Here is a 14,917-nt window from a genome sequence, read left to right on the forward strand (position 1 = left end):
TAGGCGATGACCCGATTTCTGCTGTTACTGGCACTGATACTCAGCGTCGCAAGCTGCGGCAGCGTAGATGTTGCCCGTTATGCCGAGCAACAACCGGCCTTGGACCTGCAGCGCTTTTTCAGCCAGCCCGTCAAAGCCTGGGGGATGTTTCAGAAGCGCAGCGGTGAGGTGGCCAAGCGTTTTGAGGTCAACATCGTCAGCCGGCGTGAGGGCAACAACCTGATTCTCGACGAGCGCTTCCTGTACAGCGACGGCACCCGCCAACGCCGCGTCTGGACCCTCACGCCTGAAGGCCAGGGGCGTTGGAGCGGTCGCGCGGCTGACGTGGTGGGTGTCGCCGAGGGCCAGGTCGCGGGCAACACGTTGCACTGGCGTTATCGCCTGAACCTGCCGGTCGATGACTCGACCTACGAAATGAGCATGGACGACTGGATGTACTTGATGGACGAGGACACGTTGATTAACCGCACCAGCATGTCCAAATTCGGCGTAGAGGTCGGACAGGTGACATTGTTCTTCCGTCGCCAGGGTGCCGGAGTCAGCGAATGAACCGCGCATTGACCCTGGCCTCGCTCGGCGACGGTTATCGCGCGCTGGTGATCGGCGCCAGTGGCGCCCTCGGCACAGCCTTTTGCCAACGGCTGAAACAGGATCCGCGCTGTGCCGACGTTCGTGCGCTGGGGCGCCGTACGCTCCCCGCGCTCGACCTTGAACGGCACGAAACGATTGCCAGTGCCGCCACCGAACTGGCAGGCGAAGCGCCGTATCAACTGATCATCCACGCGGCCGGTCTGCTCCATCGCGAAGGGATCAAACCGGAAAAAAGCTTCAGCGCAATCGATCCGGATGCGCTGCAAACCGTGTTTCAAGTGAACACGCTGGGACCGGCATTGGTGTTGCGCCATTTCCTGCCACTGCTCGATCCTCGGGGAGCGATGGCGATGCTTTCGGCCAAGGTCGGGAGCATTGGCGACAACCGATTGGGCGGCTGGTACGCCTACCGCGCCTCCAAGGCTGCGCTGAACATGCTGATCAAGACCGCCGCCATCGAACTGGCACGCACGCGCCCGCAGAGTCGCTTGCTCAGTCTGCACCCGGGCACGGTGGTGTCGGGGTTGTCGCAACCTTTTCGCGGCGCCTCCAGCGCCCGTCCGGCAGACGTTGCCGCTGAACAGTTACTGACTTTGATTGACCAGTTGACGCCGGCCGACAGCGGCCATTTCTTTGCCTACGATGGAGAACGCCTACCCTGGTAGGCAAGGAGTGAAGCATGAACCTGCAAGCCCTCACCGAACGTGCGGCCAACAGTGAAATACGTGAACTGGAGCTGCTGTCGCTCGAAGGTGGTTTTTATCTGGCGCGGATCCGCCTGGATCACGGCCAGTTCACCTTGCTGGATGACGCGGCCAAGCCGATGCACCTGCGCTCGATCACCCACCTGCGGGACTTGCTACAGACCGTGCCGGCCTTTCCCTGCGTACTGGTGCAGCAATGCGTGCACGACGAAATGTGCGGGCGCGATACAGGGCCTGTCGAAGAGCTGCGCATTCCGTTTTCGCTCACTACGCCCGTATGAGTCGAACCACGCACATCAACTGGTAACGAGCGGGGCCGCGCCATTTGTCGCGTACCCGCTAAGCTGGTTTTAGGGCCGTGCGTCAGTTGAACGTTGTTGGCTGACTGAAAACAGCAAAATAGAAATGCTGTCATAACCATGATTTTTTCTGACAAAACGGCGTCTTTTGCAGGTTTTCAAAAGCTCTGCTGAAGCCTGTTAGAGCGCTATTTGCGGCCCAAGCGGGTTATCAAAAATCCAACAACACTTTATTACTGAATTAGTGATTTAACTAGGTAGTTACCTAACTATATAATGCCCTCCTCATTTCAACGGGACATTCAACGTGAAGCAGAGTCAACGCCTCTCGGGCATATCAAAATTCATTCTGGTCGGGCTGGGCGTCGTCATCGCCCTGCTCGGCTTGGCGCTGGCTGCGGGCGGCGTGAAGTTGGTCAGCCTGGGAGGCTCGTGGTACTTCCTGGTGGGTGGCTTGGTCATGGCCGTTTCCGGTCTGCTGATCGCGCGCTACAAGCCAGCCGGTGCCTGGTTGTTTGCCGCGTTTCTGGTTGGAACAGCGATTTGGGCAGTGAGCGATGCCGGGCTGGTGTTCTGGCCGGTGTTCTCGCGCCTGTTCATGTTCAGCGTGATCGGCCTGGTCGTGACGCTGGTTTATCCTCTGCTCAAGCGTGCCAACGGCAGTGTTGCAGGTCGCGGCGCTTACGCCGTGGCTGCGGTGCTGGCGGTCGGCGTGGCCGTGGCGGCTGGCAACATGTTCGTCGCGCACCCGACCGTTGCCGCCACCGGCACTGGCCCGGGCCTGACCCCGGTCGAGCCGGACAAGGCGCAAAAGGACTGGGCGCACTACGGTAATACCGAAGGTGGCAGCCGCTTCGCCGCGCTGGATCAGATCAATCGCGCCAACGTCGACAAACTGAAAGTCGCGTGGACCTACCACACCGGTGACGTCGCCGAGAGCGATGGCAATGGCGCTGAAGACCAGCTCACTCCGCTGCAGGTTGGCAACAAGGTGTTCATCTGCACCCCCCACAACAACCTGATCGCCCTTGATGCCGACACCGGTAAAGAGCTGTGGAAGAACGCGATCAACGCCCAGTCGAAAGTTTGGCAGCGTTGCCGTGGCATGGCCTATTTCGACGCCAGCGCTGCCATTGCTCAGCCAGCCAATTCGAAAATCATCGAAGCCAAACCAGCGCCGGCCGCCAACTGCCAGCGCCGTCTGCTGACCAACACCATCGATGCCCGTTTGATCGCGGTTGATGCTGACACTGGCGAGTTCTGCCAGGGTTTCGGCAACAATGGCCAGGTCGATCTGAAGGCCGGTCTGGGTGATGTCCCGGACAGCTACTATCAGTTGTCTTCCGCTCCGCTGATGGCCGGCACCACCGTGGTGGTTGGCGGTCGCGTGGCTGACAACGTGCAGACCGACATGCCCGGCGGCGTGATCCGTGGCTTTGACGTGATGACTGGCGCCATGCGCTGGGCCTTCGACCCGGGCAACCCGCAGGATAAAAAGGCGCCGGCAGACGGCAGCACCTATGTGCGCAGCACGCCGAACAGCTGGGCACCGATGTCCTACGACCCGGCGACCAACACCGTGTTCCTGCCGATGGGCAGCTCGTCTACCGACATTTATGGTGTCGAGCGCAGCAAACTCGATCACACCTACGGCGCTTCGATCCTCGCGCTGGACGCCACCAGCGGTGAAGAGCGTTGGGTGTTCCAGACCGTGCACAACGATCTGTGGGACTTCGACCTGCCGATGCAGCCAAGCCTGATCGACTTCACCAAGGACGGCAAAACCGTACCAGCAGTGGTCATCGGCACCAAGGCCGGGCAGATCTACGTGCTCGACCGCGCCACCGGCAAACCGCTGACCGACGTTAAAGAAGTCCCGGTCAAAGCGGCGAACATCCCGAACGAACCGTACTCGCCAACCCAGCCGAAATCGCTGGGCATGCCGCAAATCGGCGCACAGCACCTCACCGAATCGGACATGTGGGGCGCTACTCCGTACGATCAGTTGCTCTGCCGCATCGATTTCAAAGGCATGCGCTACGACGGCCTGTACACCGCGCCGGGCACCGATAAATCGCTGAGTTTCCCGGGTTCGCTGGGCGGCATGAACTGGGGCAGCATCTCCACTGACCCGGTACACGGCTTTATCTTCGTCAACGACATGCGTCTGGGCCTGTGGATTCAGATGATCCCGTCGCAGAACAAAGGCCAGGCTGCTGGTGGCGGCGAAGCGCTGAACACGGGTATGGGCGCCGTGCCGCTGAAAGGTACGCCGTACGCCGTGAACAAAAACCGCTTCCTGTCGGTAGCCGGCATTCCGTGCCAGGCACCACCGTTCGGCACGCTGACTGCGATCGACATGAAAACCCAGAAAGTCGCCTGGCAGGTTCCGGTCGGTACCGTTGAAGACACCGGTCCACTGGGCATCCGCATGCACCTGCCGATCAAGATTGGTCTGCCAACCCTCGGCGGCACCCTGTCGACCCAAGGTGGTTTGATCTTCATCGCCGGCACCCAGGACTTCTACCTGCGCGCGTTCAACAGCGGCAACGGTGAAGAAGTCTGGAAAGCACGTCTGCCAGTCGGCAGCCAAGGTGGCCCGATGACCTATGTTTCGCCGAAAACCGGCAAGCAATACATCGTCATCACCGCCGGTGGTGCGCGTCAGTCAACCGATCGCGGCGACTACGTGATGGCTTACGCCCTGCCGTAAACCACGGTGTTCACGTAAAGCGCGGCACCTTCGGGTGCCGCGCTGCTTTCCCCCTATTGCTCATGTTTTTTGCAGGAAGATTTACATGCTATCGGCTGTTGGTTTTTCCCGTTCCGACCTGTTCAAAGGCCTGTTGCTGGGCCTGACGTGCACCACCGCCCTCCCCGCGTTGGCCGACAACGATTCCGATCTGTTGACCCGCAGCACCCTCACCGGCGACTGGGGTGGCTTGCGTCACCAGATGGATGAACAGGGCATCAAGTTCACTGGCGACTACAGCGGCGAAATGGCTTACAACGCCGATGGTGGTTTGCATCGCTCGGCGCGTTACTCGCAGAACATCAAGCTCGGCGTGCAGTTCGACCTGAGCAAACTGTACGGCGTCGACAATGCCGGCAAGGTCCAGTTGACCATCAACGATCGTCGCGGCAACAGCGCCTCGGAAGATCTGGTCGGCAACCGTCTGCCGATCCAGGAAAACTACGGTGGCCTGTACACGCGCCTGACCGAACTGAGTTACGAGCGCACGCTGTTCACTCCAGCACTCAATGTGAAACTCGGCTACATGGCCATGGGCAACGACCTCGGCGGCCTCGACAGCGGCATTCTGTGCAACTTCATGAACGCCGGTTTCTGCGGCCATCCGCTGAACATGTCCGGCGGCAGCGGCTGGACCAACTACCCCAATGCGCGCCTCGGTGTGCGGGTGAAATACGACTTGTCGTCTTCCTGGCAACTGCGCGTGGCCGAGTTCAACGTCGACCCGGAAAGCAACGGCAACTCCAGCCGTGCCTGGCACCTCGGGCCAAAACACACCACCGGCACCGTGGTGCCGATCGAGCTGGTTTACAAACACGCGGGCGAGCTGCCTGGCGAATACAAGCTCGGCTATTACTACGACAGCTCCGACGTAAAACGCATCGGCAGCGACAAAGAAGTGTCCGGTCGCGGCGGTCATTATCTGCTGATCGATCAGGCGGTCTGGAACTCGCCAACTTCCGAAGGCCGCAGCCTGCATGCCTTCGGCCAATACTCGGCGGCCAGCGAAGCGGCGTCGCCGTTCAGCAAGTGGTATGGCACCGGGGTGGTTTTGTACAAACCGTTCGAAGGTCGCCCGCGTGACACCGTCGCCCTGGGTTACGGACGCGCCGTGCCGAACCCGCGCAGCCGTGACGTGCTGCAGGACGCCGCATTGAACAACGGCACGGCGTTGCCGAACCTGGACAGCGCCGAGCAACTGATCGAACTCGGCTACGGTTATCAGGCCACGCCTTGGCTGACCCTGCGCCCAAATGTGCAGTACATCATCGAGCCGGGCGCGTTTTCCGGGCAGGACATCGACAATGCACTGGTGTTTGGTTTGCAGATGAAAGCAGCGCTCTGAGGCCCCGAAAAGCAGACAATAAAAAACCCGGCTCGAATTGCCGGGTTTTTTCTTGCCTTCTAGATCACTTTTTCTTTTTGGCCGGCTTATCAGCCTTCTTCGAATCCTTGGCCTTCTCAGGTTTGCTGTCGGCTTTTTTCGCCGACTTCTTCGGCTCGGCGTCTCTTTTCTTGTCCTTCTTGTCGGAAGATTTTGAAAGCGCTGAGGCTGCCGCTGATTTCTTCTCAGGTGATGACTTTTTGTCTTTCAAGTCCTTGCTGGCTTTCGAAGCGTCACCTTTGTCTTTGCTTTTCTTTTCGTCTTTAGCCACGTTGACCACCTCTCGGAGTGTGCCGTTATTGACACATCGCCTGTGCGATTGACCACAAGCTAATCATTAGGCGAGCGGCTCCGACAGCGGTTCAGATTATTTTCAAGCGTTGAAACAGGCCAAATGAAGGCAGCGCCGGCTATCGCCCACGCCACCTTCAGCAACACCTCGTGAATCAGGCCTTGTTGCCCGCCGCCTCCAGCGCCTTTTCAGCGTTGAAGCCATCGAAGTTTTCGAACACGCCCATAAAGCCTGGCACGGTCACCTCGCGCGCCCAGTCGCGCTGCAGTTCGCAGTACATCTGTACCCGGCTGATGAGCTTCGCCCCCGCCTGTTCCATTCGGCGCAACGCCGCCTCGTGCGCAGCGAGCGACGTGCCGCCCACCGCATCGACCGGCACGTAAACTTCATAGCCTTCCTGAATGGCGTCGAGCACCGGGAAGGTCAGGCAGGCTTCGGTCCACAGCGCGGTCATGATCAGTTTCTTGCGCCCGAGCGCTTTGACTGCCTGCTTGAACCCGGTGTCCTCCCAACTGTTGATCGACGTGCGGTCATAGGTTGGCAGATGGCCGAGCACCGCTTGCAACTCTTGAATCGGCGGTTTGTTGCGGCCGGTCGCGACATTGACGGTCGAGTGGATGATCGGCAGGTTGTAGTTGAGCGCCGCCTTCGCAACGCTGGTGATATTGAAGACCAGTTCATCCCGTGGCATCGAGCGGATCGAGGACACCTGAACCGGTTGATAGTCGATGATGATCAACGCTGAATTGTCGGGCGTCAGCAGTTGATCGGTGTGCGGGTTACGGAGGGGTTCGCTTGCCATTTGCAGGTCCTTTTGTATGGGTAACGCACGCGGGTGAAACGGCCGGAGCCCGTGCGGCTAAGGGTTCCAGAATGCACGCGAGTGACGCCGTGCCTGGAAAACCCATTGTGCTGTTCCCCTGTTCGCGGCAGTAGTAGCATCCCGAGGCGAACTGTGTCGCGCCAAGGGGAACGCGGGAATGGATATCGAAGAACTGCAAACCTTCGTCGAAGTGGCCGATGCCGGGGGCATTTCACAGGCAGCGCTGCGGCTCGGGGTTTCGAAATCAATCGTCAGCCGCCGTCTGGCCCGGCTTGAAGCAGAACTGGGCGTGCAACTGCTGGCACGCTCGACGCGCGGGGCATCACTCACCGAGGCCGGCGCGACGTTCCGCGATTACGCCGCCCGAGTCTGCAGCGAAATCGACATCGCCAAGGAAACCATCCTGCCCGCCGGCGCCCTGCGCGGTCGCTTGCGCGTAGCAGTGCCGTTGTCGTTCGGGCCGACACACTTCGCCCCGGTGCTGGCGGAAATGGCTCGCCGTCATCCTCAGTTGCACATGCAGACCTGCTACAGCGATCGCTTCGTTGACCTGATTACCGAGGGCTATGATTGCGCCATTCGCGTGGGTTATCTGCAGGACTCCAACTTGATCGCGAGGCGTATCGGCCCGGTCTACACCAAGCTCGTCGCAAGCCCCGACTACATCAAAGCGCACGGCGCCCCGGAAACCCCGGACGAACTGCACGCTCATCAGGCGCTCATGCAAGGCACCGAAGCCTGGCAATTCATGGCGGCTGACAAGGTCATCACGGTTCGCCCGCAAGGACGCTTCAAGGCTGACAACGGCACGGCCCTCGCCGCGGCCGCAGCTGCCGGCCTCGGCGTCGCCTACTTGCCCGATTGCCTCACCCACGAACACATTGCCTCGGGTGCACTCGTGCCGATCATGACCAACCATCCACCGCCCCCGGCCGGCGCCTACCTCCTCCGCGCGCCGGGCCCGCACCCCGCGCGCAAGATCCGCGTGCTCACGGATCTGCTGATCGAGTACTTCGGCGAATCGCCGCACCTCGCCGTGCAGCCGCTGTCACAGCACGATGAAGCGCCGGCGTCTAGCTGAGGAAAGATCAACGCTAAGCCATGAAAGGGGAATTGAGGTGCCGCAACGCCTGCAACAGTCAACGCGTCGGACTGCATTTATTGCAGACACCACGGCGCTGATCCTGTTTTTCACCACCACCGGCATCCTCAATGAACGTTTGATTGCCGGCATGACGTGGGATCAGGTTCTGCACGCGCGCCTGCTGGGCGCGGCGCTGATGATTCCGGTCGCGCGACCTTACGGTATCTGGCGCGATTGGTTAATGAAGCGCGCCAGTCAGGCTCGGGTGTCGAGGTTGTTATGGGACAGCATCGCGCTGGTCAGTTTTCAGGTGCCGATCTATGCCGCGATCATTGCCTTCAGTGGTGCATCGGGCGAAGGTCTGGTGCGCGGCACACTGGGTGCGGCCGTGATGATGCTGGCTCTGGGGCGACCCTATGGAGCGTTTCTTAATCGGGTGCGGAAGCTGTTTGGTTTGCCGCCGGGTGGGGACAAGCCGATGTCGTTGAAGGGTTGAGTGGCGGGGGAAAAATTCAGGGAAGACCCCATTCAGAAAAACGTGATCTGTTCTTTAATCCCGCTCTACTGGCCAGTTTCAGCAGTTCATGCTCTTGCTCCGGTTTCATAAAAGTGGTCAACGCAATAGGCTCTTCCCTTGAGTACAGGTTGCTGGCAGTCCTTCGCCAGACAAGCAGATGTACCCAGACCGCCATGATTCTCGACGATGCGTAGCTTTATCAAAGATTCCATTTCAGCTGATTCCCAGCCCTCGGGCGAGTCCAGTTTGCGGGCGTACAGGGTTTGATATTTATCCCACTCATCCGCTCGCCAAAACTGCCCGCACCCGGGACATTGCAATAGTTTGATCCAGTCACCCGTTGCCAGGCAGCGCATTCCTGCGACAAACGCCGTGTAACACTGACTGATATCTACCAGGTTGTCTTGACCGTTGCAGGTGCATTGCATGGTTCCACTCCAAATCTTCTTGCTTCTACTCGTTCCACCGTCAACGTCTGCCTCTGCCCCACAGCAGCTGTCCCGCCGCTGGCGCCGTTAACTACATTTGGGCGGCGCCAGTATTCCGCTTGAGACGCCCGAGGTCCCTATTGATCAGCACCTTATGGACTACGCCCACCGGCAACATATAGATGCGCCCAAAGACGTTATGCGTTACGACAGACGATGTGATTGTGAACACATGATCTGTTATCGACAGGCAGATCATGACATCCAGATGTCGGTCTCTTACGCTCAGAACGAGCACGTCGGGGGCACTATGCTCGACCAGAAAAAAATCCAGCTTTTCGCCAGCCTGTATTGCCTCTCGACGGGCGCCAGAGAAACCGCCGATGCGCTTCACGCCAACTAACGAGGAAATCGCATCCCTCGTTCGAAACGCCAGTCGCATGACCAGCCCCGGCTTGGCCCGCATGCAGTTCCAGGCATCAAGAGTGGTTATTTCAACAGGCAGCAGCACCGATCGGCTGTGATAGTAATCAAGATCAGGCAACGCCCTCAGGGTGTGAGCAGGTGAAGGGGTGGTCATACATGATTCCTTTCAATGGGCCGATTTGTTACTCGGCATCACTTTCCTTGCGTCTCTGCGCAACGACTGTGGAGATCATCGACAAACTCCGCGCCCAACCCGCCACGCGGCTGCGGCTGCGGCTGCGGCTGCATTGCACGCACGGCTTCGCACATCTTTTTAGGGAAGTCGATCCCGCTGCTGCGATCTTCATTCAGCGGCGCAATCGGTTCCTTGCCCGGATCAATTGGGGACAGACCCTCAGTATCTGAGGGCCTCTGGTCCAGTGCTTATGCGCTATCTGCAGGACTGGCCCACTGCCCGATAAAGTCGCCAATTCTGCGCTCAATATCACTCTCAACGGTCCGCAGCCGCAGAATGGGAATGCCACTTCTAGCCAGAATCTCGTTTTTCATGGCGTCCCGAGCTGCCTGTACGGGGTGGTCGTGATACCCGCCATCGACTTCGATCACCCCTATCGGTTGCTTGCCCACTTTGAAATAGATCACGAAATCGCAACTGGCGCGCCGCATGAACGCTCGCTGCGGCTCTGTCCAGCTGAGGCCAACCGGCGATGCAAGCTTATCCAGCTGGATCTGTGTGTGGTACTTCAATGCCTGGCACGCCGGGGCGGACAGCGCTTCGCGCAGCAACTGTGCCACGATCTGCTCGGACCTGTAGCGTGAATCCTCGGGCCGCAAGCGGGCGTCCAGGCGTGCCAGAGACTGGTCGTACTCGCGGTACAGCAAGTCGAATGCCGACACCACGGGCGCGCGCACGATCTGCTCGTCTTGCGCGTAATAACTGATGTAGCGAATCAGCGCGGCGATGTGCCCATTGTTGTCCGTGAACACCTCGTCGCCGGTCACCAGGGTGAAGCGATGTTTGGCCCGCGAAACGGCCACGTTGATCATGCGGGGGTCGTCGACGAAATCCAGGCGTGTACGCGCCTGGTTGTAGCGTTTCTTGTCGAGCACCGTGGAAAACACGATCTCGTCGCATTCGCGCCCCTGAAACTTGTGCACGGTGTCCTTGACGAAATCCGCCGGCAAGTGCGTGCCGGACAGGTTGACTTGTGCCCTGTACGGGGCAATGTAACCGCGGCCTTCGCCGTCTATTCCGACGGGTTGCCCCTCCTCCTCAAGCACCTTCAACAGGGAGTCCAGTTCCCGAAGGTTGGTGTTCTGCCTGGCGTGGTTGCCCTTGGCGGTCACCACCAGGCGCAGGGGTTCTTCGCCGTTGTCCTCGGTCATCGGCACCAGTGCGTTGTCGTAGAACTGCTGGTTGCAAAACTGGATGATCCTGGGGTGGCAGCGGTAATGTTCTTTCAGCAGGGTTCTGGGCAGCGCGTCCTGGAACACGGCAATGCATGAATCCAGCAAGCTGTAGCGCTCGCAATCGTAGGCCTCGGCGGGCGCTTGAAGCCCAAGTTTCACGGGGATATGCGGCAACTGGCGGTTGTCACCCACGACAATCAGGTTCTTGGCGCAGCCCAGCGGCAAGATACCCGGCACGATGTCCTGCAAAGAGGCTTCGTCGATGATCACGTAGTCGAGGACCGCTCCCGGCGCGATCGAATTGACGATGGAGTGCGTGCCGCTGCCCAGGATTGGGAAGCGCTGCATAAAGGCATCGAAACGCTCACGGTAGGTTTTGACATCAAAGCTGTCCGACGGCATTACCTGAAGTTGCATATGGCGCTTGAGATGCTGCATCGAAGCGGTTGTGAGTTCTTTGAGCAGCGCCGTGAAATTCGCGCGTGCCAATGCTTCGCGACACTCGCGCAGTTGCGCTTCTTTGTCGCGCAGCGACTGGTCGTAATAATGCATTTGCAGTGCATGGAAAACGGCCATCCGCGCCTCGCCGTCGGCAAATGGCCTGGTGCGAAAGATCCTGAATTTGAACAGTAGCTCGATACGGTCTTTGAGATGAATGCGCTGCTCGCCGAGGTAAGCCAGGTAGGCCATGAGGTCCGCCGTCTTGCGCGGTGTCAGGCCGTACTTGTCGAGCGAGGCTGTGACCGGCACAGCGCTTTCTGCCTGCCACTGCTGCAGGTAGCGTCGCTCGATGACCAACTCGTCCAGCTCGATTTGCAGTTGCGCCGCCCTGTTGTGGTTTTGGAGATGCTGTTTCAAGCGGGCCAGCAAGGCCTGGATCTCATCCAGGGAAAGTGCCGGCTCCGGCACACTTGACGGCCACGCAGGCAGGTCGGAGAAGAAGGCCTTGCGTTTGTCCTGGTTGCCAAGCTTCGCGACCAAGTGGCCTAGGCCGTATTTCTCCAGTTTTTCGTAGACGTTTTCCACAGCAGCATTGTTGTTGGACAACACCGCGACCGTCTGCCCACGTAGCAGAATATTGGCGAGGATGTTGAGGATTGTCTGGGTCTTGCCGGTCCCTGGCGGGCCTTCGATTACGCTGACTTGCGCGCTGAACGCCCGCTCGACGGCCTGAAGCTGACTCTCGTTCAGCCCGAATGGATAGATGAGCCCCTGCCCCGGCGCCAGAGTGCCGTTGCGCCCGGTACAGTAGGCTTGCAAGGCTGTGCCAGCGATGGCCGGCAGTTTTTCGAGTTGGCGCACCACATTGTCGGCAATTTCACGATCATTCTGCGACTTGGCGTGATGCTGTCGCGCGTTCGCCACGGTAGTGAGATAGCGGAAGACCGGCGTGTCCTTCATCGGTGTCGGAGCGGAAAAGCCGATGCCGTCCATCTTGTAGACATAGGGCTTTTTACTGTCCGGGTAGTGCACAACGGCATAGCGCTCACCGTAAATCGTAGCGCTGGCGATGGGCTTGGTGCTGCCGCGCTGGTGCAGCAAGGCATTGCTCAACTCGCGGGTGGGCGAAACCAGGCAATCACTGAGCGGGCGGGTGTATTTTTTCCTGGAGGGGTAGTGACAGGTCAGCTCCAGCAATGCGTCTTTGTCGCTCCAGCGAATCGCCCAGTCGCTGATCTTTGCGGTTTTGTCCTCACCATCCATCTGAATCGAAGCCATATTCCTCGTCCCTATACGCATGACATCCGGCTTCGCTTCGCGCCGGACGCTACCTCTCCAAGAGGTGACATATTGCCATCATTGCCTACAAGGTCGATAGCCCGGCCGTTAACGCCCCCGCAGCGCCGGACGCAGTGACGAGTCGCCGAGCAGATGCAGGGTTTCTTCAAGGACGTCGACGTCAGCGATGAGGCTGGCGAAATCCCAGTAGCGGTTGAACGTATCGGATGTGCGGTGGTAGGTGTTCGAGTCATAGAAATCATGCCGCTTCATGCCTTCCTCGATGCCTCCTTTGAGCAAATCGTCGCCAGTGCTCACCTGCACCGTGGGGATATCAATTTTGGCGAAACTTGCCTGATCGGAGCGAAAAAAATATCCCGCCGAAGGCTCTTCATCGAGGCTGATTTTGCGCCCGAGGGTGTGGGCAGCGCTGACAAACACCTCGGGCAAATCGGACTGATCGCCGTCCACCAGAAACAGGTCACGGGTTCTGCCAATCGGTACGAAACCATCGACATTGAGCGCCGCCACCACATCCAGCCCCGTCTCGCGGATCAACTGTGCGACCCGTGCGGAACCGTGCATGCCGACCTCCTCGGCAGACGTCCAGGCAAAGAGCACCGTGCGCCGCAGCGGCGCCGTGGCGGCCAGACGCCTGGCCAGCTCAAGCAAGACCGCCACACCGATCGCGTTATCGACAGCGCCGGGGTAATAGCCTCTGCCGTCGGCGGTTTTGCCGAGGTGATCCAGGTGCGCGCAGAACAGGACACACTGGCGGGGAAACAGTCGGCCCTTTTTCATCGCCAGCACATTCCGGCAATGCCGAATGACAATGTCGCAATCGAGCCGCAGTTGCAGGTGTGCATCGAGCCGGCACGGGCGTCCCGCCATTGGCCTGGGGGCAGCGATGAATGCATCAAGGTCAACACCGCCGTCGGCTAACAGTCGCCGGGCAAACCGTTCACTGCAGAACCCTTCGAAATCCAGCCGACTGCGCACAGCGTGCGGAAGAAAGCGAAACGGCCGGCGCATTTCGTCCTGCACAAGGTGAAACGCGCTGCCGAACAGTTCATCGGTGTGGACGATAATGACGCCCGCCGCACCCTGGCGGGCCGCTTCCTCGTACTTGTATTCCCAGCGCCCGTAGTAACTCATGCGCTGGCCGAGGAACAGTTCGCCTCCCGGGCTGTTGCGTCCAGGATCATTGGGTAACACCACGACCACTTTGCCGACGACATCCAGTCCGGCGTAATCGTCCCAGTCGAACTGCGCAGCGACAATGCCATAGCCGACAAAGACTAAAGGCGCGTGGTCGAGCCAAACCCTGGTTTGCTGTGAGCGAATCAGCAGTTCATCGTCCTGTTCGAGGTCGTAGCGGGTATCACCCTGAATAATCGTCCGACAACTTTCGGCGCCGGATCGCGCCGTGGCGCAACCGAGAGGTACTGACTGGAACAGGCCCCGGCGGCCCTGCCAGGGCGTCAACCCCTGCGCCCGTACTTTTCGCGCAATCCACAGGGAGGCTCGCCACGCACCGGGCTCCCCTGCCCCGCGCCCGGCAAACCGGGCACCGGCCAGGGTTCGACAGGTGTCGGCGAGCGCTGCCGCATGCAGCTTGTTTTTCAGGTAACCGCGAAACACCGGGGCACGAGAGTTTTTTTGCCTGGTTTTTTTCAGGAGCGCTCGTCGCATGTCGGCTCCTCTTCCTCCGTCCACTTGAACAGTCGTGCGGCGTTGTCAAAGAACACTTGCCGGTGATACTGCTCGTCGATGGCACTGGCGCACGCGGCCACGTAGCCAGGGTAGTCGACGCTGGGCCAGCCCGATCCGAAGAGGAACCGCTCCGGTTTGCCGGTGTAATCGAGCATCCAGCGGATCGGTTCGACCATCAATCGGCCAAGCGTGGCTTGCGAAACGTCGCTTAGCGATCCTTCGATGATCGAACTGAGTTCGAGCCAGACATTGTGGTTTTTCGCCGCCAGCACAGCGGCATCGGTAAACCACGGGTTACCGCTGTGAACCAGAACGAAGTTCACGTCCGGGTGGTCCACGATGACCTCGTCCAGGCTGAGTGGGTGGGCGTACTTGAGCTTGGAGCGATGCCAGCCTGTGTCGCCACTGTGGAACAGCACAGGAACATCAAACTCACGCGCCAGAGCGTACAGCGGCATGAGCCTGGGATCGTCAGCATGCACATGCATAAATCCCAGATTGATTTTGATGGCCCCATAGATACCGCGCGCCAGTCCCTGCGCCAGCGACGCTGGCGACCACTCAGGCTGAGCGATGACCGCACACCTGGCCACGCCCAGCGCCTGCAACTGCCCGGCATCGCAACCGGGGTTATGCGAATCCGTTACGGATGCGCGGATGTCGAAGCGCGCTTGCAGCGCCTTGAATGCTTGCAGACTGTCCGTTCGCGCAAATTCGGTGTGCACGTGCGCGTCGAAAACAGGCCCGGAATAACGACTCATCGAAGACTTCCCTG

The 14,917-nt window shown here is 59.7% G+C and carries 14 protein-coding genes and 1 pseudogene; 7 read left to right on the forward strand and 8 right to left on the reverse strand.

The features are described 5' to 3' along the window. The first annotated feature begins 6 nt into the window (after positions 1–6). The 5 genes from J0G10_RS16135 (at position 7) to J0G10_RS16155 (ending at position 5,691) form a co-directional block, all read left to right on the forward strand. Positions 7–549 (forward strand): DUF3833 domain-containing protein, encoded by a 543-nt coding sequence (locus J0G10_RS16135; protein ID WP_095126016.1) that lies wholly within the window; start codon positions 7–9, stop codon positions 547–549. Then, on the forward strand, positions 546–1,256 hold the full coding sequence (locus tag J0G10_RS16140; protein WP_220556215.1) for an SDR family NAD(P)-dependent oxidoreductase: 711 nt from the start codon (positions 546–548) through the stop codon (positions 1,254–1,256). The genes J0G10_RS16135 and J0G10_RS16140 overlap by 4 nt, the downstream gene beginning before the upstream one ends. 14 nt (positions 1,257–1,270) lie before the next feature. Beyond that, on the forward strand, positions 1,271–1,576 hold the full coding sequence (locus J0G10_RS16145; RefSeq protein ID WP_077572938.1) for a DUF6482 family protein: 306 nt from the start codon (positions 1,271–1,273) through the stop codon (positions 1,574–1,576). A 325-nt stretch (positions 1,577–1,901) separates the two neighbouring features. Continuing rightward, entirely contained in the window at positions 1,902–4,307 is a 2,406-nt protein-coding gene (locus J0G10_RS16150) for a glucose/quinate/shikimate family membrane-bound PQQ-dependent dehydrogenase (RefSeq protein ID WP_220556216.1), read from the forward strand. An 85-nt stretch (positions 4,308–4,392) separates the two neighbouring features. Next, on the forward strand, positions 4,393–5,691 hold the full coding sequence (locus J0G10_RS16155; RefSeq protein ID WP_220556217.1) for a carbohydrate porin: 1,299 nt from the start codon (positions 4,393–4,395) through the stop codon (positions 5,689–5,691). A 64-nt stretch (positions 5,692–5,755) separates the two neighbouring features. Here J0G10_RS16155 and J0G10_RS16160 read toward each other — a convergent pair whose 3' ends face one another. After that, positions 5,756–6,010, reverse strand: a complete 255-nt coding sequence (locus tag J0G10_RS16160; protein WP_220556218.1) for a hypothetical protein — start codon at positions 6,008–6,010, stop codon at positions 5,756–5,758. A 166-nt stretch (positions 6,011–6,176) separates the two neighbouring features. Continuing rightward, positions 6,177–6,824 carry a hydrolase gene (locus tag J0G10_RS16165; protein ID WP_220556219.1) on the reverse strand — a complete coding sequence of 216 codons (648 nt, stop codon included), beginning with the start codon at positions 6,822–6,824 and terminating at the stop codon, positions 6,177–6,179. Positions 6,825–7,002: 178 nt separating this feature from the next. Between J0G10_RS16165 and J0G10_RS16170 the strand changes: the two genes are divergently transcribed. Beyond that, positions 7,003–7,926 carry a LysR family transcriptional regulator gene (locus J0G10_RS16170; RefSeq protein ID WP_095126019.1) on the forward strand — a complete coding sequence of 308 codons (924 nt, stop codon included), beginning with the start codon at positions 7,003–7,005 and terminating at the stop codon, positions 7,924–7,926. 37 nt (positions 7,927–7,963) lie between these two features. Then, positions 7,964–8,425 carry an L-alanine exporter AlaE gene (gene alaE, locus J0G10_RS16175; protein ID WP_220556220.1) on the forward strand — a complete coding sequence of 154 codons (462 nt, stop codon included), beginning with the start codon at positions 7,964–7,966 and terminating at the stop codon, positions 8,423–8,425. 86 nt (positions 8,426–8,511) lie between these two features. Here the strand turns inward: alaE and J0G10_RS16180 are convergent, their stop codons facing one another. The 6 genes and pseudogenes from J0G10_RS16180 to J0G10_RS16205 form a co-directional block, all read right to left on the reverse strand. Next, positions 8,512–8,874, reverse strand: coding sequence for a hypothetical protein (locus J0G10_RS16180; protein ID WP_220556221.1), 363 nt, complete (start codon positions 8,872–8,874; stop codon positions 8,512–8,514). 91 nt (positions 8,875–8,965) lie between these two features. Continuing rightward, positions 8,966–9,454 carry a DUF2867 domain-containing protein gene (locus J0G10_RS16185; RefSeq protein WP_095126022.1) on the reverse strand — a complete coding sequence of 163 codons (489 nt, stop codon included), beginning with the start codon at positions 9,452–9,454 and terminating at the stop codon, positions 8,966–8,968. Positions 9,455–9,531: 77 nt separating this feature from the next. After that, a pseudogene (locus tag J0G10_RS30010) lies at positions 9,532–9,672 on the reverse strand (glutamine synthetase); the annotation flags it as partial. A gap of 51 nt (positions 9,673–9,723) precedes the next feature. Then, a complete protein-coding gene (locus J0G10_RS16195) occupies positions 9,724–12,429 on the reverse strand; it encodes an AAA domain-containing protein (RefSeq protein ID WP_220556223.1) in 2,706 nt (901 codons plus the stop codon). A 108-nt stretch (positions 12,430–12,537) separates the two neighbouring features. Continuing rightward, entirely contained in the window at positions 12,538–14,121 is a 1,584-nt protein-coding gene (locus J0G10_RS16200) for a M20/M25/M40 family metallo-hydrolase (RefSeq protein ID WP_095049030.1), read from the reverse strand. After that, entirely contained in the window at positions 14,103–14,903 is an 801-nt protein-coding gene (locus J0G10_RS16205) for an amidohydrolase family protein (RefSeq protein WP_176471316.1), read from the reverse strand. Before J0G10_RS16205 ends, J0G10_RS16200 begins: the two co-directional genes overlap by 19 nt. Between the last annotated feature and the right edge of the window lie 14 nt (positions 14,904–14,917).

The organism is Pseudomonas germanica (genome assembly GCF_019614655.1).
GTDB lineage: Bacteria > Pseudomonadota > Gammaproteobacteria > Pseudomonadales > Pseudomonadaceae > Aquipseudomonas > Aquipseudomonas neuropathica.